Raw genomic sequence first — 19932 nt, forward strand, 5'->3', positions numbered from 1 at the left:
GTCGCCCGTCAAGCCCCTCGGAGTGGGAGAGGTCAATACCCGGCCTTCCTGCCCTTGAGGTGATCCAGCAGGGCCTTGAGGGAAGGTTTTTCGTAGGGGCCCTTGGCCTTGGGGATGGCCGCCTGGACCATCTGGATCGCCTCGTCCAGCCGTCCCTGCATCACCGCGGCCTGCACCTCCCGGCTCAGGTCGGCCAGGGAGTCCGGCAGCCAGAATTTCAGGGGCTTGACGCCCGGCTGGGCCGGCGGGATGGAGGGGCCGGCCCCGGGTGGCGACAGGGGGCCGGCGGGCGCCTTCGCCATCGCGGCGCGCTTCCGCAGGGTTTCCAGCAGAGATCCAAGGACACGACGGTCGTAGGCCTGCTTCGTCCCCGCGAGGGCCTTTTCCACCTTCCGCATGGCCTCATCGGTCCTGCCTTCACCCACCAGGTCCGTCACCTCACGCCCCAGGGACGCCAGGTGGGAGGGCAGGCTGAACTTCAGGGGCTCGAGGGGTACCGGACGCACGGGGAGCTCCTTGGCATCCACCAGGCCGGGGACCAGGGGCTCGTTGCTGCGGGCGTTCCGCTGGGCCCGGAACCGGTCCAGCGATGCGGCATAGGTCGCAGCCATGCGCCTTTCGACCTGGGTCATGGCGAAGCCCGCCAGTTGATGGCCCACCTCCTCGGCCTCCTTCTCGAGTCCGAGGTTCATGCAGGCAACCCCCAGGTTGAACAGGCTGGACAGGTTCTGCGGCTCCAGTTCCACGGCCTTCCTGCCTGCCTGGAGCGCTTTGTCCGGGTCCCTGGGGCTCCAGGAATACTGCTGGCAGAGCGCCATGTGTGTGCCCGGAAAGTCCGGGCGGAGGCGCTGCGCCATCTCAAGCCAGGCGATGATCTCCGCCGAATCGCGGCTGTCGCGCTCCCGCGCGAGCTGGGCCAGGCGGAAGGGGGCGCGGAAATCCTGGGTGCCGAGCCGCAGGGCCTCCCGATAGGCGGCCTCAGCCTTTCCAGTCTCCCCCCGGAGGACCATGGCCCGCCCCAGGGCCACCTGGACCTCGGGTCGCTGGGCCGCCGCGGCCACGGCCTGATCGAGCAGCGGACGGGCGAGCAGCTCCTCGCCCGTGTCCATGAGGAATTCCGCCCGGGCCACCCAGGAGCCCGCCTCGTCGAGCACACGGACCTGGAAGTCCCGGTCCGTCAATTTCACGGTGAGCGGGAAGTCCCAGAACCCGAACCGGGACCGCTGAGAGTAGCTGGTGAGGGCTCCCTGCAGCTGGCCCAGGTCCCCGAACCCGGCACGGGCCGCAGCCAGGGGATCTGCGCCTCCCGACGCGGCCTTGAGGTAGTTCCGGAACAACCCGGCCTTCAGCGCCTGGTCATCCATGAACAGGTAGTGCACGAAAGCCCAGCTCTGCGCATAGAAGAGGCCCGACTTCTCCCCTTCCTGGTAGTGGGGGGAGTCGTGGGTGACCGTGAAGAGCGTCTCGAGGGGGAGCCGGGCCTGGTTGCGGAGCTGGGCCAGCCGGCCCACGGGGATCCGGCCGAGGTAGACATGCTCGGACCGGATTTCCGTGGCCCCGTAGAAATCCGCCAGGCCTTCATCCAGCCAGGTGGGCAGCGCGGGGAAGTTCTGGTGGACGATGCTGTGGGTGTACTCGTGGAACAGGACGAAATAGGGCTGGTCCGACTGATGGCTGACATCGAGCCGGAGGATCGCGTAATTGCGGTCCTCCCTCTGGTAGAACATGCCCGCAGGCCGTTTGGGATCCTTGCCCTCGAAGGGCTTGGGAAGCAGCCGCTTCATGGAGGCCTCATCCTCGACCACGAAGATGACCATCGGCTTGGGCGGGTCCACCCGCACCTCCGGGAAGATCGTGCCGAAGACGCTGCGGATCCCCTCGAAGCCCGTCAGCGCCTTCTTGGCTTCCGCCTCGCCCGCATCGCTGTAGGCCACGAAATGGGGGGACTTCACCTCCACCCAGGATTCCTTCCGCCCTGCTTGAAGGACGGTTCCTTGGAGGAGGGCCGCAAGCGCCAGCCCCAGGTGGATGGGTCGGATCGCGAACATGGAGATCTCCGAGCCGGGGTGGCTGGAATCTGGGACCTACTGCCAGAGGCTGAAGTCCGCCACGCGCAGGAAGGACAGCCTCAGCCGGTGGAGGAGGCTGAGGCGGGCGGCGCGGAGGGCCGGATCCTCGCACTTCACCATGACGGCGCTGAAGAAGGCTTCCAGGGGTTCGGCCAATTCGGCCAATTCGGCCAGCAGTGCCTTCCGATCCGCTGTGCCTTCCAGCCAGACCAGTCGTTCCGCCAGCACCTTTTCCTCGGCCTGCGCCAGCAGGCCGCCCTCGAGGCTCTCGGCAGGTTCCTCGTCTTTCAGGATGTTGCCGATGCGTTTGGCGCTCTGCGCCAGGGAGGCGAAGCGGGCATCCTCGGCGAAGGCCGAGAGCGCTTCGCAGCGGGCCTTCAGATCCGCCAGATCCTCCCAGCCCGCAGCCAGGGCTGAACGGCGCACGGAGCCGGCATAGCCGGCCAGCTCCAGCTGGTAGGCCACGCGGTCCTTGAAGAAGGCCAGCAGGGCTTCCGTGGTCTCGGCAACGGGTTTGGTGGCCTTGGGGCCCACGGTGTTTAGCGAAGCCTGGATGAGGTCGGTGGGCGTCAGCGCCCAGCCCTGCTCCCACAAGATACGCACGATGCCCTGGCCCGCGCGGCGCAGGGCGAGGGGATCCTTCGAGCCGCTGGGGATGAGGCCCACGGCGAAGCAGCCCACGACGGTGTCGAGCTTGTCGCACAGGGAGAGCAGACAACCCATGGGCGTGCCGGGGATGGCATCGTCGGCGCCGATGGGCCGGTAGTGCTCCTTCACGGCCTTCCAGACGTCCTCGTGGGCGCCCTCGTGCTTGAGGTATTCGCCGCCCATGATGCCCTGCAGCTCGGGGAACTCCCCGACCATGAGCGTCCGCAGGTCGCACTTGGCCATGCGGGCGGCCTCCAGGGCGCGGTTGATGTGTTCCTCGTCGTTGGAGAGACGCGAGGCGATGGCCTTGACCAGGGCCACGACGCGGCCGGTCTTGGCGTGGTAGCTGCCCAGGTCGCGCTGGAAGGTGAGGGCCTGCAGCTTCTCCAGCCGGTCGGACAGGGGGTGTTTGCGGTCCTCGGCGAAGAAGAACCGCGCGTCGTAGAGCCGCGCCTTCAGCACCCACTCGTTGCCGGCCTTCACATAGCCCGCAGGATCGTCGGTGCGGTTGGCGGCGGTGAGGAAGCAGGGCAGCAGTTCGCCATCCGCCTTCTCGATGCAGAAGCTCTTCTGGTGCTCGCGGAGGCTCGTGACCAGCACCTCCTTGGGCAGTTCGAGGAAGTTCGCGGGGAAGTCACCGCGCACGATCTTGGGGAACTCCACGATCTCGGCCAGGGTGTCCAGCAGCTCGGCGTCGGCCACCACGCGACCCCCGGCCTCGGCGGCCAGGGCGTCCAGCTGCTGGGCGATGCGGGCGCGGCGGACGTCCACGCTGACCACCACGCCCGCAGCTTCGAGGGCGGCTTCGTAGGCCTCCGGCCTAGCGATTGTCACCGGCGCCGGGTGCTGGCGGTGGTAGAGGCGATGACCCCAGGTCGTGTTCGTGGCGGTGACGCCATCCACGGTGATGGGAACGACCTCCTCACCGAAGAGGCAGAGGATGTTGCGGATGGGGCGGACGAACTCGAAGTCCGACTTGCCCCAGCGCATGGCCTTGGGCACGTGCAGGCTGGCGATGAGCCCAGGCAGGGCCTCCGCCAGCAGCTCGGCGGTGGGCCGCCCCTGCTTCGTGAGCGTCACCACCGCACAGGGTTCCTTCTTGCCGGCAGGCTGTTCGAAACGCACGTCCGAAAACGGCACGCCCCATTTCTCGGCGAACTTCTCCCCCTGGATGGTGGGCTTGCCTGTTTCGTCCACGCACATGCGCTGAGGCGGGCCCACCTGGGTTTCGGTCTGATCGGGCTGCTCGATTGGGAGGAACTCGATCAACCAAGCCAATTTCCTCGGGGAGTAGCAATAGCTGAACAGCGCGGAGGGATTCACCCCTTCTGGGAAGGGGGTAAACACGGTCGGAGGCCAGGTAGGGCCATTCGGTTCCCGACGTTGGATCGAAGAACCGATGGTTTGAGCAACGAACAAGTTGAGTTTGCTTGCGAGTTCTTCGCTCAACGGCTCCAGGAACCGCGCCGGGATCTCCTCGCAGTGCAGCTCCAGCAGGAAGGTGCGGGTGGCGCTCACTTCGCACCTCCCTTCACGGCTTCCGCAGGTGCGGGGGCGCCCTCCTCGTGCTCCAGGTAGGCCTTGGCGCAGGCGCTGGCCAGGTCGCGCACGCGCTTGATGATGCCGGGGCGCTCGGTGGTGCTCACGGCGCCGCGGGCGTCGAGCACGTTGAAGGTGTGGCTCATCTTGAGGGCCTGCTCGTAGGCGCTGAGGAAGTGGCCGTGGTCCTTGAGCAGACGCCAGCCCTCCTTCTCGAAGGACTCGAACAGGGCGCGGTGGAGGTCCAGGTCCGCGTGCTCGAAGCTGTAGGCGCTCAGCTCGAACTCCTCGCGCTGACGCATCTGGCCGTAGGTGACCGGGAAGACGCCGTCATCGGTCTTCACCTCGCCGTGCACCAGGTCGAAGATGTTGTCGTAGCCGCCCAGGAACATGCAGATGCGCTCGATGCCGTAGGTCAGCTCGGCGCTCACGGGCCGGCAGTCCAGGCCGCCCACCTGCTGGAAGTAGGTGAACTGGCTGATCTCCATGCCGTCCAGCACCACCTGCCAGCCCACGCCCCAGGCGCCCAGCGACGGCGACTCCCAGTTGTCCTCCTCGAAGCGCAGGTCGTGCTTGGAGAAGTCGATGCCGAGGGCCTCCAGGCTCTCGATGTACATGTCCTGCACCTTGGCGGGACTGGGCTTGAGGATCACCTGGAACTGGAGGTGCTTGTAGACGCGGAAGGGGTTCTCCCCGTAGCGGCCATCCGCGGGGCGGCGGCTGGGCTCCACGTATGCCACGTTCCAGGGCTTCGCACCCAGCGCGCCGAAGAAGGTGAGCGGGTTCATGGTGCCCGCACCCTTCTCCAGGTCGTAGGGCTGGCCGATGAGGCAGCCCCGGTCGGCCCAGAACCGCTGCAGGCGGAGGATGAGTTCCTGGATGTGCATGGGGGCTCGCCAAAACGAGCATTGTAGCGGGTTTTCACCACTTTGATAAGCTCGTGGGATGGTGATCCGCACAGCCCTTCCGACCGAAGCCCAGGCGCTAGCGCTCCTGGGAGAGCGCCTGTGGCGCGAGACCTACACGGGGCTGATTCCACAGGCGAACCTGGAGCTGCACCTGGCGGAGACCTTCGGGCTGGTGCAGCAGACCGGGGAGCTGGTGGATCCCGCCAACTGGACCCTGGTGGTCGACGTCGACGGCGCACCCCTGGGCTACGCCCTGCTGCGGGCCCACGGGCCCAAGGTGGCCACCGCCGCGGTGCCCTTCGAACGACCGCTTGAAGTGGCCCGCTTCTACGTGGATCGCACCCTGCATGGCCGCGGCGCAGCCCAGGCGCTGATGGCGGAAGTGCTCGCACGGGCCGGGGCCGCGGGGCACGACGGCGTCTGGCTGCAGGTCTGGGAGCAGAATCCCCGCGCCATCCGCTTCTACGCCAAGGTCGGCTTCATCGATGCGGGCGACGCCACCTACCGCATCGGCGAACAGGTGGACCGGGACCGGCTGCTGGTGCAGGCGCTGACGGCGTAGAGCGCTTGTCAGGTGCCGGGTGGGGGGGCCATCAGTCCATCTCTTCGGTGGGATGGGCCGTGGGCAGGTCGTCCAGATCATCGATGACAGGCGGCGGCATGGTCAGCCGCAGGTAGGCGGCCTTGGCCGGATCATCGCCCTTTTCCATCGCCTTCTTGTACCAGGCCAGGGCCTGATCAACATCCCGTGCGCCTCCCAGACCGTTTTCGAGATACCGGCCCAGTTCCCGCATGGCCTGAACTTCACCCAGGTCGGCCGATTGGGCGTAGGCATGCCGCGCCTTCCCCAGATCCTGGAGGATGTTTCCAGAGCCCGAGGCGTACATCGTCCCGGCGTTCCACCAGGCCCGGCTGTCGCCTCGGTCCCCACCTTTGAGGTACCAACCCAGGGCCACCTCGGGGTTCTTCGGCACCACCAGGCCGTGTTGATGGAACCAGCCGAGCTGGTTCATCGAAGCCCCACTGCCCTGGTCAGCGGCCATCTGATAAAAACGGACGGCCTCCGTCAGGTTTTCTGCCACACCGAGCCCGAATTGGTACGCCCAGGCCAGCTGATGCTGCGCACCCACTGATCCAAGGTCAGCAGCCTTCCGAAAGTGCTCCACGGATTTTGAGAGGTTCTTGGGGGTGATGACGCCATTCAGGTAGCAGTGCCCAAGCTCATACCAGGCCTGAACCCAACCACGCTCTCCGGCCTGCTGATAGAGATCGATGGCCTTGGCCCCATCCTTCTCCAGCGCCCAGCCGCTCTCCGTGAACCACCCGAGCAGGTAGATCGAATAGGCGGAGCCCAGCTCAGCCCCCTGCTTCAGCCAGCGGACGGCCCGCTTGTCATCCTGGGGCACTCCCTGCCCGCGGTGGTAGAGCATGGCCAGGCGGGGGTGGGCCCAGTGGAATTCGTGCTCGGCCGCCTTCGCATACCAGGAGACCGCCTGGGCGAAGTCCACGGGTCCCCCGATGCCGTTCTCATGGCAGTTGGCGACCCAGAACATGGCCACGGGAGTGCCTGACTTGGCCGCTTTGCGGTACAGGGCCGCCGCACGATCCGTGTCCTTTGGAACGCCAGTTCCGGTCCTGAGCATGTCGGCGAGGCTCACCAGGGCAGCCGGATCCTCCAGCGCATCAGGGTGCGTGAACCACGCCAGGGCGGCCTGGGGGTTCTTCGGCACGCCGATGCCGTTGAGGAAGTGCATTCCCATCCGCCGGGGACCATCCGCATAGCCCTGCCCGGTGGCCTGCTTGGCAAATTCGAAGGCCGCCTCGGCATCCTTCGGGAAACCCGAACCGTTCTGGTGCATCCAGGCGAGGGTCATGGGGTAGAAGCGGGATTTCGGTTGCTCCGAGGCCTTCTCGTACCAGCTTTTCGCCTGGGCGGGATCCCAGCCGATGCCCGAGCCGTACTCGTGGCACTGCCCCAGCTCCGCCATGGCATCGGCGGATCCGCGGTCCGCGGCCTGGCGCAGCAGCTTGGCGTACTCGGCGTGGTTCACGGGAACGCCGAATCCGTTCTGGTGCAGCTCCGCCAGGTGGTAGAGCCCCCGGGCGTTGCCCTTCGCCGCGCTGGACTTGAGCCACTTCATGGCCTGTGCGGCATCCTTCGGGATGCCCTCGCCACGGAAATGCATCCGCCCCAGGTGGGCCATGGCTTCGGGATCGCCTCCCTCCGCTGCCTTCAGGTACAGCTCCGCGGCGCGGATCCGGTCTCGCTTGACCTCTCCCTGCCCGAGCCAGTACCGATGCGCCTCGGCGAGAACGTCCGGCGCTGCTGGCGAGGGCGGCTGGGCCCGTTCCTGCGCCACCCCAGGCACCGCGAGCAGGAGGGTGAGCGGAGCGACCCGGCTGCCCATGATCGGCGCCCTCAGGCCTTGATCACGTGGGTGTCGGCGAAGAGGTCGTGCAGGCAGCGGCGCGTGGGCTGGAAGATGAAGACCACGTCCATCAGGTGGATGATGCTGCCGATGCCCTGGACCTTGAGGACCAGCTGCACCACGGTGGCCACGACGGCGAAGGGCAGCCAGCGGAGGAAGAAGACGCGCCAGATGCTGGGGATCTCACCGTCGCTGGTGATCATGCGGATGCCCAGGGCCCGCTTGCCGACGGTCTGGCCGTGCTTCACCAGCAGCACGATCTGGGTGATCAGAAGGACCAGCAGGAACAGCAGGGACAGCGCAAGGATGACCAGCATGGACGCGACGCGCCCTCCCATCAGGGCCATGGGCACCAGGATCGCCAGTGCGATGACCGGAGGGGCGAGCACCAGGCCATCCACCAGCGCCGCGCCGAGCCGGCTGAGGCGGGTGGCGGCCTCCACTTCGTAGGTGTCGTGGGTCTGATTGGGGTCCATGGCCGTCCGCTCCGTCCTTGACAGGGTGCAAAAGGTCAGGGGCCCTGACAAGGATTCTGTGGCCTGTCCGGGCGCAGTGTGACCTCGGTCCTTTGCGCCACCTGGCCGCCCCTGTATGATCCTCGTTTCCCCGGGGTACGGCATGACCCGAAAGATCGCACTCCTCGCCATCGGCGGAAACGCGTTGCTAAAGGAAAAAGAACGCGGGCTCCAGGAGGAGCAGCTGGAAAATGCCCGGGAGACGGCCGAGATGCTGGCGAAGGTGGTGGCCGAGGGCTACTCGCTCTGCGTGGTGCATGGCAACGGACCCCAGGTGGGGAACCTGCTCATCCAGCAGGAGGCGGCCTCCGGCCAGGTGCCGCCCTACAGCCTGGATGTCTGCGGGGCCATGACCCAGGGCTCCATGGGCTACATGCTGGAGCGCATGCTCATCAACCGGCTGCGCTTCCTCGGCGTGGACGCCCCGGTGACCTCGGTCCTCACCGAGGTGGTGGTGGACAAGGAGGACCGGGGCTTCCAGGACCCGACGAAGCCCGTGGGCCCTTTCTATCCCGAGTTCCGCGCCCTGGAGCTGATGCGGGCCAAGCGCTGGAAGATGAAGGAGGATTCGGGCCGCGGCTGGCGCAAGGTGGTGCCCTCGCCCAACCCTCTCGAGATCGTCCAGCTCGACGCCATCAAGACCCTGCTGCAGGCGGGAAACTCGGTCATCGCGGGCGGTGGCGGCGGCATCCCCGTGATCCGCGATGCCAGCGGCTTCCTGGTGGGCGTGGAGGCCGTCATCGACAAGGATCGGCTCAGCGCCCTGCTGGCGACCCAGCTGGGCGCCAACCTCTTCATCATCCTCACGGGCGTGGCCAAGGTGGCCCTGGACTTCGGCAAGCCCACCCAGCGCTGGCTGGACCGCCTCACGGCCGACGAGGCCCGGAGGCACCTGGCCGAGGGCCAGTTCCCCCCCGGCAGCATGGGCCCCAAGATCGAGAGCGCCCTGGGCTTCCTGGATGGCGGCGGCGACGAGGTGCTCATCACCACCGCCGAGGCCCTGGCCACCGAGGACCCCGCCACCGTGGGCACACGGATCGTGCGGGACTGACCGGTTTTTCGTACTCAGAAAGAAAATGCAGAACACCGATGAACACCGAATAACTGCTGATAAACACCGATAAAAACGGTGCTGTCGCCCATCTGGGGACCAGGGCCCAATCAGGCGTCCTGATCGGTGTTCATCATTTTTTTTCGGTGTTCATCGGTGTTAGGTTTTTTCCTGAAACCCTGACCCGAGACCCGACTGGAGGAGCCCCCATGTACGCCATGATCATCGTCCGCTACCGCCGCCCGCTGCTGGAGATCGAGGCCGTCACGGAAGCCCACCGGGCCTACCTCCGCGACCTGCAGGCGAAGGGCGTCCTGGTGGCGTCCGGGCCGCTGGAACCACGCTTCGGCGGCATGTGGCTGGTGCGGGTCCAGGACGAGAATCCCCTGGTCGACCTGGATGCCCTGATGGCGGGCGATCCCTTCCACCAGCACGGACTGGCCAACTACGAACTGCTGCCCTGGAAGGTGATGCAGGGCAAGGAAGGGCTCGACCGGATCTGAGGACTATACGGGGGCGAGGGCGCCAGCCACCGCCGCCACCAGCTCCTCCTCCTTGAGGGGCTTGTGGAGGATGAGGTTGACGGCCTGGCTCTTGAGCGCGTCCATGATCGTGTGGTCGTGGGTGGCGGTCACCACGATCACCGGCAGATCCGGCTTGGCCTTCCTCGCCATCCGCGCCACGGTCAGGCCGTTGCAGCCGGGCATCTGGTAGTCGGTGACCACCAGATCCGGACCCGAGGCCAGGATGCGATCCGAGACCTCCATGGCCGTGATCTCTGCCCAGGGATCCACCTGGTGGCCGGCCTCCTCCAGGATGTGCTGGATCAGGTTCCGCATGAGCTTGCTGTCGTCGACCACGACGATCTTGGACACGGCCGCTTCCTTTCAGGCAGGGATGGCGGATGCCCTACTTGCGATCCTGGGTCCGCTTGAACTCCACGTAGCCCATGTCGACCTCGTTGATGTGGTGCTTCAGCCAATCCGCGAGGAACTTCGAGACCTCAAGCGTCACGGGCCTGCCCTCGGCGATCTTCCCCTGCAGTTCCTGGGCCTTCGACACCAGCTGGGCGTGCTCAGCCATGTGCGAGGTGAGCTTCGGATAGCCCATGTCCTTCATGACCTTCTCCTCGGTCTGGAAGTGCTCGACGGTGTACTTCACCAGGAAATCCATGCTGTCCTTCACCGCCGTCTTGGAGGTGCCGTCCTTGAAGGAATCGGCCAGCTTGTTCACCGCGTCGAAGAGCGCCTTGTGCTGCGAATCGATGATGGCGATGCCGGTCTCGAACCGGCTGTTCCAAACCGCGATGGCCATGGCTGCTCCTGGGAAGGGTGACTGCCTTCCCATCGGCTTCCCCTGCAGGCGCCTTGAATCAAGGCATCCCGGGTCGCAGGTGGACACCCATCGGATCCGTTCCCTCAGAGACGCTGGATCGTCACGGTGGGAGGCTGCACCGTCAGGAACCGGACCATCGCCAGGTCGTACTCGTCGATGTGCTGCGCCAGCAGGTCGGCAAGGAAGATGGTGACCTCCATGGTCACCGCCTTGCCCCCGCGGAATTGCTCCTCCAGCTGCTGCGCCTTCCCGACCAGGCGCTCATGCTCCGCCAGGTGTGCGGCCAGACCGGGATAGGCCCTCTCCCTCATGTAGGCCTCCTCCGTCTGGAAGTGCTCGAGGGCATAAGCCAGCAGGGCGTTCAGGCCCGCCTTCACGTGCTCCTCCGAGGTCCCGGTCCGGAAGGCCTCCGTCAGCTGGTTCAGGGCATCGAAGAGGGCCCTGTGCTGGGTGTCGATGGTGTCGATCCCCGTCTCGTATCGGCTGCTCCAAACGGCGATGGGCATGGTCGTCCTCGTGTGATCGTCAGTGCGTGGTGGCCATGGGCCCTCAGCCGGCGGATGTTTCCGGAGCAGGCTGGAGGTCGAGGTTCAGGATCTTCAGCTGGATTTCCTTGAGGCTGTACGGCTTCCGGATGCTGGTCACCGAGGGCCGGCCCTCCAGCAGCGGGGTGATCTCATCGTCGCTGTAGCCCGTGGCCATGATCACGGGCAGACCTGGGCGCAGGTTCAGGATCCGGGGCAGCGTCTCGGCGCCGCTCAGGCCGGGCATGTTCATGTCGAGGATCACGAGGTCCACCGCCAGTCCCGACTCCAGCAGCTGGATAGCCCGTGCCCCGGCGGAGGCGTCGGTGACGGTGTGGCCGATCACTTCCAGCAGCGGCCCCGCGGATTCCCGGATCAGCTCGTCGTCGTCCACCAGCAGGATGTGGAGGGACCGGCCGGACTGGAGCGAAAGTGCGGATGCCGCGTCCGCCTCCGGCTCCGGCAGACCCACACGGCTGGGCGGGAAGCGGAGGATGGCCTCGGTCCCCCGCCCCAGCTCGCTGCGGAGTTCGAAGGTACCTTCGTGCGCCAGCATGGTCCCGTAGACCATGCCCAGCCCCAGCCCCGTGCCTTTGCCCTGGGGCTTGGTGGTGAAGAAGGGATCCATGGCCTTGGCCAGGACCTCGGGCGACATGCCCTCCCCGGTGTCCTCGACCCGCAGGGTGAGGCCTCCAGCCTCCTCCGCCTGGGTGCGGATGAGGAGGGAGCCGCCGCCGGGCATGGCATCCAGCGCATTCACGCAGAGGTTCATGAGCGCGTGGCTCAGCGCCCCGGGGTCGCCGCGCAGGCGGCCGATCCCATCCGCCAGCTCCATCCTGAGCTGGATGCGCTTGAGGGTGGTGTGGCTCAGCAGCTGGCTCATCTCCCGGACCAGTTCGTTGAGGTCGATGGACCGCTCCTCCTGGAGGTCCTTCCTGGCGAAATAGAGCAGGCCCTTGACCACCCCGCGGCCCCGCATGCAGGCGTTCATGATGGTGTCGAGGTTCCTCGCGGTCGGCGTGAAGGGTTGCGCCGCTTCCCGGAGGGTCGAGGCCAGCCCCAGGATGGCGCCCAGCACGTTGTTCATGTCGTGGGCCACGCCTCCGGCCAGGCTGCCCAGGTTCTCCAGCTTCTGCGACTGATGCAGCTGCGCCTCCAGGGAGCGCCGCTCTGCCTCGTCCTGCTTGAGCTGGGTGATGTCCTCCTTGATGGCGATGTAGCCCGTCAGCATACCGGATTCATCCCGCACCGGGGCGATGATCGCCCGCTCGTGGAACGGCTCGCCGCCCTTCTTCAGGTTCTCGAACTCGCCCACCCAGACCTCGCCCCGGTCCAGGGTCTCCCACAGGGTCCGATAGTGGCCCGGTGGGGTGGAGGGGGACTTCAGCACGCGGGGATTCTGCCCGACCGCTTCCGCGGCCGTGTAGCCCGTGACCTGCGTGAAGGTCGGGTTGACGTATTCGATGGTGCCCTTGGGATCGGTGATGACGATGGACAGGGGGCTCTGCTCCACCGCCACCGAGATCTTCTGAAGGGCCTGTTCGGCCAGCTTGCGCTCGGTGATGTCCTGGATGACGCCCACCATGGCCACCGGCTGATCCTCCGCATCCCGGTGGATCTCCCCCCGCCCATGCACCCACCGGCGCTGGCCGTCCGAGGCGCGAAGGATCGGGTAGTCGAGGTCGAAGGGTTCGTGGCGCTCGATGATCCCCGCGACGTAGGCCGCCATCTGGTCGCGGAAGTCCGGTGCCACGACGGCCACCCACCCCTCCAGCGTCCGCGGGTGGTCCGGCCCGACGCCGAAGAGCTGATCGAGGTACGGGCTGCCCGTCCAGTGGTCTTCACGGATGTACCAGGTGTAGGTGCCGATGCCGCCCGCCTCCTGGGCCTCCTTCAGCTGCCGCTCGCTCTCCAGCAGCGCGATCTCCGCGCCGCGGCGCTGATCGTCCAGGGCCAAGTGGTCCAGGGCGAAGGAGATGTCCATGGCCGCCTCCACCAGGAGGGCCTCCTCGGGGGCGCCGAAGAATCCCCTCTCCCGGGAATAGACCGCCAGCGCCCCGATCACCAGGCCTTCCCGCCGGATCGGGAAGGCCGCCACGGCCTGGAACCCGGACTCCAGAGCGGCGGCCCGCCACGGCTCGGTGCCGGGGGTGCCCATGAAATCGTTCACCACGCAGGGACTGACCTCCCGGATGGCCCGGCCCACGGGGCCGGCGCCGTGCGCCGTGGGGCCGCTCTCGATCCGGATCCGGTCGAGGTAGCCATGGGCGTCGCCGCAGGAGGCGACCACCTGGACCTGGCCCACCCGGTGGTCGTCCAGGCCGATCCAGGCCATGTCGAATTTCCCGAACTCGACCATGACCTCGCAGATCTTGGCGAAGAGCGCCTCCCGGTCGGGCGACCACACGATGGCCTGGTTCACCTGGCTCAGCGCGGCATAGAGCTGGGTCATCCGCTGGATCTCGCGTTCGTTCTTCCGCCGCTCGCTGATGTCCCGGACGAAGCTCATGACCCGCGGCTGGCCATCGAGTTCCAGGGCCCGGGCGCTGACCTCCACGGGGAAGGTGCTGCCGTCCCGGCGCTGGTGAAGGGTCTCGAACCGGACAGAGCCGGACTCCCGCAGTCGCTGGTAGCGCTCATGGCCTTCCGCGCGGGCCTCGGGCACCCGGAGATCGAGGATGTCCATCCCGATGAGCTCTGCGCGGGCATAGCCGTACTGGCCAAGGGCCTGTGCGTTGGCCTCGAGGATGCGGCCCTCAGCGTCCATCAGGAGGATGATGTCGCTGGCCTCCCGCATGAGCGTTTCATAGCGCCGGGTAAGATCCAGCTGGTTCCGGAGCATCTCCGCATCGCGGTGCCGCAGGACCACGCCCAGGCCCGCCCCGACGAGGAGCACGATTCCCATGAGGCCGAGGCCGCCCAGCCAGACCTTCTGCCGCAGAGGGCCATAGACCTCGGCGGCATCCACCTTGGTCACCATGTGCCAGGTCGTGCCCGGGATCCTGCGCAGCACGGACACCACCGGCACGCCCCGGTAGTCCGGGCCCTCCAGCAATCCTTCGTAGCCCAGGACGGCCCGGGTGGCGGGGCCGTCGGGATTGGTCGTCAGGTCCTGGCGCAGCGTCATCGCGGTGTGGGCACGGTGGCGCAGGTCGTTGAGGAACAGGACCTGGTCCCCCTCCCGCCGCACCAGCAGCGTCTCGGCGCTGGGGCTGTCGGTGGGCCAGGACTCCACCAGGGGGTAGAGGTAGGTCCGGGGGTCCACCTGGAGCAGGAGCGCCCCTTGAGCCGGTCTCCCGGCCGTGGCCCGGACCGGAATCCAGAAACCCAGTTGGATGTCAGAGTGGCCCGGATGCTGGTGCAGGTCCGACATCGTCAGCCCAGGGGCCTGCAAGGCCGCCCGGAGCTCCGAGGGATCCTCGGCCGGCTCCCGGATCAGCTGGTCCGCGTAGGCAGCCAGGCGCGCCCGTCCCTGCGCATCGAAGAGGGCCACCTGACGGTAGCTGAAGGTCCGCTGGAGGGACGCCATCCAGCCATTCAGGTCCCGCTCGGGCAGAGCCGCGGGCGAGCCCGCCAGATACCGCTGCAGCTGGACCTGGATGAGCGCACTCTCGGCGATCACCTGGGAATCGCCCCGCCGCTCGACCACCCACTCTGTGATCTGCCTGGCCTTCAGGTCCGCGATGGTCGAGAGTTCCGCCTGGACCCGCATTCGCGTGGCGTGGATCTGCCGCCTCAAGAGCGCCGCGCCGCCAACCAGGATCAGGCTCCCGAGGCCCAGGTAGATGGCCACCGTCCTCGGAGAGAAGCCGAGCCTCGACCGGTGGTGGTCCAGGCGAAAGGCGGCCAGGGGCCAGGTATCCCGACCGGCGGCCAGGAGCTGGGAGGCCCCCAGCAGCAGCGCGCACATGGCGGCCGGCAGGGACATGGGTATGTACCCCGTCCCGTAGAGCAGAGGGGCGCCCGAGACATAGGTGACCAGCACCACCAGGCCGATCAACAGGGGCACCAGGGCCAGAATGGCGGCCGCCTGCCGGGCCGCCCAGCCACCCTTGGACGGCGCGCGCCTGGCGAGGAAGGAGGCGGCCGCGCCGAACAGGGTCAGATCCGTCAGCACAGAGGTCAGCTGGAGGTTCGGCCAGAGCCGGAGCAAGGAGGTTTCGAAGGGCAGCGTGCCGCCGGAAACGTGGCTGATGACGAAGGCCAGACCGGCCCCGCCGGCAAGGGCGGTGGCGGCGAGGCCGATCCTTCTGATCCCCAGGGCATCAGGCCGCCACTCCGCCCCCCAGAAGGCCGCCGCCAGGAGGAGCACCAGGCCGGCGCCCAGGGGCGACATCGGCACCAGGCCCGGCCCCATGGCCGCGAGCAGAGGCGTGCGGAGACAGGTGCCCACCAGGGAGGTGATCGCCATCAGGGCCGCGCCCAGGGACAGAGCCATCCGCAGGCGCCGGGCGGCGTTTTTCGGGAGTGGATCTGGGGTCATAGCCGATGAGCTCATCAATAGAACCTTGTCCTCGGTTTCGGCCTGGATTTCTGGACATTGAATCTTGGGTGCCCGGGGTTTTTCCCAGACGCTCTTATCCATTTCAACCACTGATCGGAAATTCCCAAATGCAACCTGTGATGAACATCACATGCGGGTCGTCAATAACTCAGCCGCCCTCCCCGTCCACCGATGAAGCCCTATCCCGCATCCGACCGAGATGCCCTTGTTTGGCTTGATAGGAACAACAACATACAGGTAATTTCCCGATCTTGTTCCGACAGCCATCTGCCATTCGACCACTTTTCCTTCCACCCATTGCACCCATCCCACACCCCACACCAGGAGGTTTCCGTGAGTTTCCTCGACAACATCAAGATGGGCCCCAAGCTCATCGGCTCGTACTTGATCGTCGCCGCCATCGCCGCCATCGTCGGCACGATCGGCATCCAGAAGCTCCACACGATCGAAGTGGCCGACACCAACCTCTACGAGAAGATGACCGTGCCCCTCGGCGAGATGGGGGACATGATGCAGCTGTTCCAGCGGCAGCGGGTCAACCTTCGCGACGCCATCATGACCGGCGATGTGGACCGGTTCGGCAAGCGGCTCAAGGAGATCGAGGTCGACCTCACGAAGACCGAGGAATCCTTCCAGAAGACCCTCCTCACCGACAAGGGCAAGGAAGCCTACAAAGCCTACAAGGATGCGAACAACGCCTACGATGCGATTGCCGAGAAGGTCCTGGCCCTGGCGGCAGCCGGCAAGTCGAAGGAGGCGGAAGCCCTCATGCGCGGTGATGGCGCCGCAGGCCAGGCGAAAGTGAACGAAGCCCTCGATGTCCTGCAGAACATGAAGCTGAAGCTGGCCAAGGAATCCGCTGAATCAAACGCCGCGCTGGCCAGCGCCGCCACCACCATGATGCTGGTCATCATGGGCGTGGGCGTGGCCTTCGGCATCATCACCGGGATCGTCATGACCCGTGCCATCACCCGCCCACTGAACCGTTTCGGCGAGGTGCTGGAGGCGGTGGCCGGCGGTGACCTGAGCATCCACTCGGACATCCAGACCAAGGACGAGCTGGGCCAGATGAGCGAGATCCTCAACAGCACCATCGGCAACCTGCGCGAATCCATGCTGCAGGTGCAGGAGAGCGCCATGGCCATCTCCACGGCCTCGGGCGAGATCTCCATGGGCAACACGGACCTGAGCCGCCGCACGGAGGAACAGGCCGCCAGCCTGGAAGAGACCGCCAGCAGCATGGAGCAGATCACCAGCAACGTGAACCAGACCGCCGACAACGCCAAGTCCGCCAACCACGAGTCCAGCAAGGCCCGTCAGGTGGCTCAGGATGGCGGCGCCGCCGTCACCCAGGTCATCGCCGCCATGGAGGCCATCAACCAGTCCTCCGCCAAGATCAACGAGATCATCGGCGTGGTGGACGAAATCGCCTTCCAGACCAACCTGCTGGCGTTGAACGCCGCTGTCGAGGCCGCCCGGGCCGGCGAGCAGGGCCGCGGGTTCGCCGTGGTCGCGGCCGAGGTGCGCAACCTGGCCAAGCGCAGCGCCGATGCTGCCAAGGAGATCAAGGGCCTCATCCGCGAGAGCGTGGCCAAGTCCGTGGACGGCAACAAGGTCGCCGCCCATGCGGGCGAGACCATCCAGGAAGTGGTGGCCAACGTGCAGCGCGTGACCTCGCTCGTCAGCGAGATCGCCAATGCCACCCAGGAGCAGAGCACGGGCCTGAACGAGATCAACAAGGCCGTGGTGCAGATGGACGAGGTCACCCAGCAGAACGCGGCCCTGGTGGAGGAGTCCGCCGCCGCCGCCGAATCCCTGGACGCCCAGGCCCATGCGCTCACCGAGATCGTCGGCCGCTTCAGGACCGGCGTGGAAGTGCGGCGCACCGCGGCCGCGCCCAAGGCCCGCACCACGGTCACCGCGCACCCCGCCCCCAAGATGGCCAAGAACGGCCATGCGGCCCTCAAGCGCCCCTCTGCCCGCCAGGAGCTCGCCATCGCCAAACAGCCTGTCCCCACTCCCAAGAGCGACGATGACGGCAACTGGGAGGCCTTCTGAGCCTGCCCCGGCAGGTACTCAGGCGCTGATTCCCTTCTTCCGAAACCATCTGTAGCCCGGTTGCAGCCACTGGACCGTTGCGGAGAACAACATGGCAAGCACTGAAGCCAGTTCCCAAGGTCTCCAGCAGGTGCTCTGCTTCGCCCTCGCCGGCGAGGCGTACGCCCTGCCCATCCTGAAGGTCCGGGAAATCCAGGCCCAGGCCACCATCACCCGGATCCCCAAGGCCCCGCCCTACATGCCCGGGGTGATCAACCTTCGGGGCGCCATCGTCCCCATCCTGGAGCTGCGGCACCGGTTCTCCCTGGGGGATGCCCCGGAGGACACCCGGCCCGTCATCGTCATCGTGGAGGTCCAGGGGCGCACCCTGGGCATCCGCGTGGACTCGGTGTCCGACGTGCTGGATCTGGATCCCAATGCCATCCGGCCCGCGCCGGAGCTGGGCACCCAGAGCGCCCTGGGCCGCGAGTTCATCGCGGGCCTGGCCAGCCTGCCGGGAGCCACGGGCGCCGAATCCATGCTGATCCTCCTCGACCTGGACCGCCTGCTCTCCGATGGCGAGCTGATGGCCCTGGAAAGCGCCACGGTCTGAAGCCATGGCACGGAAAGCGGCCCCTTCCAGCCCAAGGCTCTCCTTCGAGGGCGACCTGGACATCTTCAGCATCCATCAGCAGTGGGAGAAGGCCCTGCCCCTGCTCACCACCGGGAACGGCAGTGCGGAGGTGGATCTGTCCTCCGTCGGAGACCTGGACCTGTCCGGGCTCCAGCTGCTTGGCGCCATGGACCGGGATCTCCGGGCCAAGGGGCTCTCGTTTTCGGTGGTGGGCGCCAGGGAGGAGTGGCAGGCCCGCTTCGCCGCCCTGGGCATGGCCCACCTCTTCGACGGGGCCCATCCATGAGCCGGTGGTTCTCCGGGGACACCGCCGCAGGTCCCGCGCCCATCGAGGCGCCCGTGCTCCCGGCTGGGGACAATCGGCAGGCCCTGCTGCGTCTGGCCGCCTGTGAGGCCCGCATGCTGGAGGGCCAGGTAAACTTCCTGACGCCCGAGCTGCTCCAGGTGGACAGCCTGGTGCGGGAGGCCGCCGGCACCCTGGAAGACGCCCTGAAGACCCTCGACCGCAGCGTGCAGCACCAGCACCTGCTGGCGGGGGAGATCCAGGCGGCCATGCAGAGCACCCTGGAGGGTGATGCGGGCGGCGAGGCCGGCAGCAGCTTCGACGCCATGAGCGCCACCATCATGGGCACCCTCGATGGCTTCGTGAACCACATCACCGAGATTTCCGAGTCCACCGCCCAGCTCGCCGAGCAAGTCGACGACATCCGCGAGCGCTCCTTCCGCATGGAGTCGATGCTGGATGAGCTGGCGGAGATCGCCGGCCGCACCCACCTGCTCTCCCTGAACGCCAGCATCGAGGCCGCCCACGCCCGGCAGTTCGGGGCGGGTTTCGCCGTGGTGGCGGGCGAGGTCTCCAAGCTGGCCGACCGCAGCACCGCGTTGAGCAACACCATCCAGGAGCAGGTGCTCGGCACGCGGCAGGCCCTGGAGCGCACGGACGCCCACGTGAAGGCCATCGCCAGCCAGGACATGAACGTGGCCCTGGCCTCGCGTGGCGAATCCGAGGCCCTGGTCATGTCCCTCCGGACCTCCAACTGGGTCGTGAAGGACCTGGTCGCGCAGCTCGAGGAGAACGCCCGCAAAGTCACCGAGCAGGTGGGCCACGTGGTGCGCAGCCTCCAGTTCGAGGATCTGGTGCACCAGACCCTCATGGCCTGCCTCAAGGAGTTGGGGAACCTGCTGGAGCAGTCCCAGGCCTGGAAGGATCTCGAAGTCCGGCTGAAGGCCGGTGAACCGGAGGGCCCCGCCCTGGCGGCGCTGGAAGCCACCCTGGGCCAGATCGAGGCGGCCCGCGTCCAATTCCGTGCGGTGAAGAGCGGTACGCTCGCCGCCGGCGAAGTCGACCTTTTCTGACCAGGAGCCGAACGATGGGCCGTCTCATCCTCACCGTCGATGACTCGAGCACGATGCGCCAGATGATCACCTTCACGCTCAAGGGCGCGGGCTTCGACATCCTCGAGGCGGGCGACGGCGTGGAGGCGCTGGAGGTGGCCGCGGGGAAGAAGCTGGCCCTGATCGTCACCGACGTGAACATGCCCCGCATGGATGGCATCACGCTGGTGCAGCGCCTGCGCGCCCTGCCCGAGTTCAAGTTCACGCCGATCCTGGTCCTCACCACCGAATCCGACGCCTCCATGAAGATGAAGGGCAAGGAGGCCGGCGCCACGGGTTGGATCGTCAAGCCCTTCAGCCCGGAAAAGCTGCTGGACGTCGTGAACAAAGTCCTCTGAGGTTCC

At 67.0% G+C, this 19932-nt stretch carries 17 protein-coding genes; 8 read left to right on the plus strand and 9 right to left on the minus strand.

The window, feature by feature from the left end:
- Positions 1 to 32: 32 nt before the first annotated feature.
- The 3 genes from QOZ81_RS10755 to QOZ81_RS10765 are packed head-to-tail and all read right to left on the minus strand — an operon-like array spanning position 33 to position 5143.
- Positions 33 to 2048 (minus strand): DUF1570 domain-containing protein, encoded by a 2016-nt coding sequence (locus tag QOZ81_RS10755; RefSeq protein ID WP_291206882.1) that lies wholly within the window; start codon positions 2046 to 2048, stop codon positions 33 to 35.
- A 36-nt stretch (positions 2049 to 2084) separates the two neighbouring features.
- A complete protein-coding gene (gene glyS, locus QOZ81_RS10760) occupies positions 2085 to 4235 on the minus strand; it encodes a glycine--tRNA ligase subunit beta (protein WP_291206879.1) in 2151 nt (716 codons plus the stop codon).
- Entirely contained in the window at positions 4232 to 5143 is a 912-nt protein-coding gene (locus tag QOZ81_RS10765; RefSeq protein WP_291206876.1) for a glycine--tRNA ligase subunit alpha, read from the minus strand. Before QOZ81_RS10765 ends, glyS begins: the two co-directional genes overlap by 4 nt.
- Before the next feature lie 58 nt (positions 5144 to 5201).
- On the opposite strand from QOZ81_RS10765, the gene QOZ81_RS10770 reads away from it, so the two are divergent.
- Positions 5202 to 5726: a GNAT family N-acetyltransferase gene (locus QOZ81_RS10770; RefSeq protein ID WP_291206873.1), complete on the plus strand. Its 525-nt coding sequence runs from the start codon at positions 5202 to 5204 to the stop codon at positions 5724 to 5726.
- 31 nt (positions 5727 to 5757) lie between these two features.
- Here QOZ81_RS10770 and QOZ81_RS10775 read toward each other — a convergent pair whose 3' ends face one another.
- Together QOZ81_RS10775 and QOZ81_RS10780 are read right to left on the minus strand one after the other, a co-directional pair.
- Complete coding sequence (locus QOZ81_RS10775) at positions 5758 to 7572, minus strand: tetratricopeptide repeat protein (RefSeq protein WP_291206870.1); 1815 nt, start codon at positions 7570 to 7572, stop codon at positions 5758 to 5760.
- Between the two features lie 11 nt (positions 7573 to 7583).
- A complete protein-coding gene (locus QOZ81_RS10780; RefSeq protein ID WP_291206866.1) occupies positions 7584 to 8069 on the minus strand; it encodes an RDD family protein in 486 nt (161 codons plus the stop codon).
- Positions 8070 to 8211: 142 nt separating this feature from the next.
- Between QOZ81_RS10780 and QOZ81_RS10785 the strand changes: the two genes are divergently transcribed.
- Entirely contained in the window at positions 8212 to 9159 is a 948-nt protein-coding gene (locus tag QOZ81_RS10785; RefSeq protein WP_291206863.1) for a carbamate kinase, read from the plus strand.
- Positions 9160 to 9368: 209 nt separating this feature from the next.
- Positions 9369 to 9662 (plus strand): YciI family protein, encoded by a 294-nt coding sequence (locus QOZ81_RS10790; RefSeq protein WP_291206860.1) that lies wholly within the window; start codon positions 9369 to 9371, stop codon positions 9660 to 9662.
- A gap of 3 nt (positions 9663 to 9665) precedes the next feature.
- Here the strand turns inward: QOZ81_RS10790 and QOZ81_RS10795 are convergent, their stop codons facing one another.
- The 4 genes from QOZ81_RS10795 to QOZ81_RS10810 all read right to left on the minus strand — a co-directional run bounded on the left by QOZ81_RS10795 (position 9666) and on the right by QOZ81_RS10810 (position 15501).
- Positions 9666 to 10034, minus strand: coding sequence for a response regulator (locus QOZ81_RS10795; RefSeq protein WP_291206857.1), 369 nt, complete (start codon positions 10032 to 10034; stop codon positions 9666 to 9668).
- A 34-nt stretch (positions 10035 to 10068) separates the two neighbouring features.
- Entirely contained in the window at positions 10069 to 10473 is a 405-nt protein-coding gene (locus tag QOZ81_RS10800; protein WP_291206854.1) for a bacteriohemerythrin, read from the minus strand.
- A gap of 104 nt (positions 10474 to 10577) precedes the next feature.
- On the minus strand, positions 10578 to 11000 hold the full coding sequence (locus QOZ81_RS10805; RefSeq protein ID WP_291206851.1) for a bacteriohemerythrin: 423 nt from the start codon (positions 10998 to 11000) through the stop codon (positions 10578 to 10580).
- A 43-nt stretch (positions 11001 to 11043) separates the two neighbouring features.
- Entirely contained in the window at positions 11044 to 15501 is a 4458-nt protein-coding gene (locus tag QOZ81_RS10810; RefSeq protein WP_291206849.1) for a PAS domain S-box protein, read from the minus strand.
- A 354-nt stretch (positions 15502 to 15855) separates the two neighbouring features.
- On the opposite strand from QOZ81_RS10810, the gene QOZ81_RS10815 reads away from it, so the two are divergent.
- The 5 genes from QOZ81_RS10815 to QOZ81_RS10835 all read left to right on the plus strand — a co-directional run bounded on the left by QOZ81_RS10815 (position 15856) and on the right by QOZ81_RS10835 (position 19926).
- A complete protein-coding gene (locus QOZ81_RS10815; protein WP_291206846.1) occupies positions 15856 to 17580 on the plus strand; it encodes a methyl-accepting chemotaxis protein in 1725 nt (574 codons plus the stop codon).
- Positions 17581 to 17671: 91 nt separating this feature from the next.
- A complete protein-coding gene (locus QOZ81_RS10820) occupies positions 17672 to 18172 on the plus strand; it encodes a chemotaxis protein CheW (RefSeq protein ID WP_291206843.1) in 501 nt (166 codons plus the stop codon).
- A 4-nt stretch (positions 18173 to 18176) separates the two neighbouring features.
- A complete protein-coding gene (locus QOZ81_RS10825) occupies positions 18177 to 18479 on the plus strand; it encodes an STAS domain-containing protein (protein WP_291206840.1) in 303 nt (100 codons plus the stop codon).
- The gene (locus tag QOZ81_RS10830) at positions 18476 to 19549 is read left to right on the plus strand and encodes a methyl-accepting chemotaxis protein (protein ID WP_300714609.1); all 1074 of its coding nucleotides are present in this window, start codon (positions 18476 to 18478) and stop codon (positions 19547 to 19549) included. The genes QOZ81_RS10825 and QOZ81_RS10830 overlap by 4 nt, the downstream gene beginning before the upstream one ends.
- 14 nt (positions 19550 to 19563) lie before the next feature.
- On the plus strand, positions 19564 to 19926 hold the full coding sequence (locus tag QOZ81_RS10835) for a response regulator (protein WP_291206834.1): 363 nt from the start codon (positions 19564 to 19566) through the stop codon (positions 19924 to 19926).
- The last annotated feature ends 6 nt before the right edge of the window (positions 19927 to 19932 follow it).

This window comes from Geothrix sp., from assembly GCF_030219325.1.
GTDB lineage: Bacteria > Acidobacteriota > Holophagae > Holophagales > Holophagaceae > Geothrix.

Coding starts and splice junctions, on each gene's coding strand:
- QOZ81_RS10755 (WP_291206882.1), bottom strand. CDS start 2,048: ATGTTCGCGATCCGACCCATCCACCTGGGGCTGGCGCTTGCGGCCCTC.
- QOZ81_RS10800 (WP_291206854.1), bottom strand. CDS start 10,473: ATGGCCATCGCGGTTTGGAACAGCCGGTTCGAGACCGGCATCGCCATC.
- QOZ81_RS10810 (WP_291206849.1), bottom strand. CDS start 15,501: ATGACCCCAGATCCACTCCCGAAAAACGCCGCCCGGCGCCTGCGGATG.
- QOZ81_RS10775 (WP_291206870.1), bottom strand. CDS start 7,572: ATGGGCAGCCGGGTCGCTCCGCTCACCCTCCTGCTCGCGGTGCCTGGG.
- QOZ81_RS10790 (WP_291206860.1), top strand. CDS start 9,369: ATGTACGCCATGATCATCGTCCGCTACCGCCGCCCGCTGCTGGAGATC.
- QOZ81_RS10765 (WP_291206876.1), bottom strand. CDS start 5,143: ATGCACATCCAGGAACTCATCCTCCGCCTGCAGCGGTTCTGGGCCGAC.
- QOZ81_RS10780 (WP_291206866.1), bottom strand. CDS start 8,069: ATGGACCCCAATCAGACCCACGACACCTACGAAGTGGAGGCCGCCACC.
- QOZ81_RS10770 (WP_291206873.1), top strand. CDS start 5,202: ATGGTGATCCGCACAGCCCTTCCGACCGAAGCCCAGGCGCTAGCGCTC.
- QOZ81_RS10805 (WP_291206851.1), bottom strand. CDS start 11,000: ATGCCCATCGCCGTTTGGAGCAGCCGATACGAGACGGGGATCGACACC.
- QOZ81_RS10820 (WP_291206843.1), top strand. CDS start 17,672: ATGGCAAGCACTGAAGCCAGTTCCCAAGGTCTCCAGCAGGTGCTCTGC.
- QOZ81_RS10835 (WP_291206834.1), top strand. CDS start 19,564: ATGGGCCGTCTCATCCTCACCGTCGATGACTCGAGCACGATGCGCCAG.
- QOZ81_RS10830 (WP_300714609.1), top strand. CDS start 18,476: ATGAGCCGGTGGTTCTCCGGGGACACCGCCGCAGGTCCCGCGCCCATC.
- QOZ81_RS10825 (WP_291206840.1), top strand. CDS start 18,177: ATGGCACGGAAAGCGGCCCCTTCCAGCCCAAGGCTCTCCTTCGAGGGC.
- QOZ81_RS10785 (WP_291206863.1), top strand. CDS start 8,212: ATGACCCGAAAGATCGCACTCCTCGCCATCGGCGGAAACGCGTTGCTA.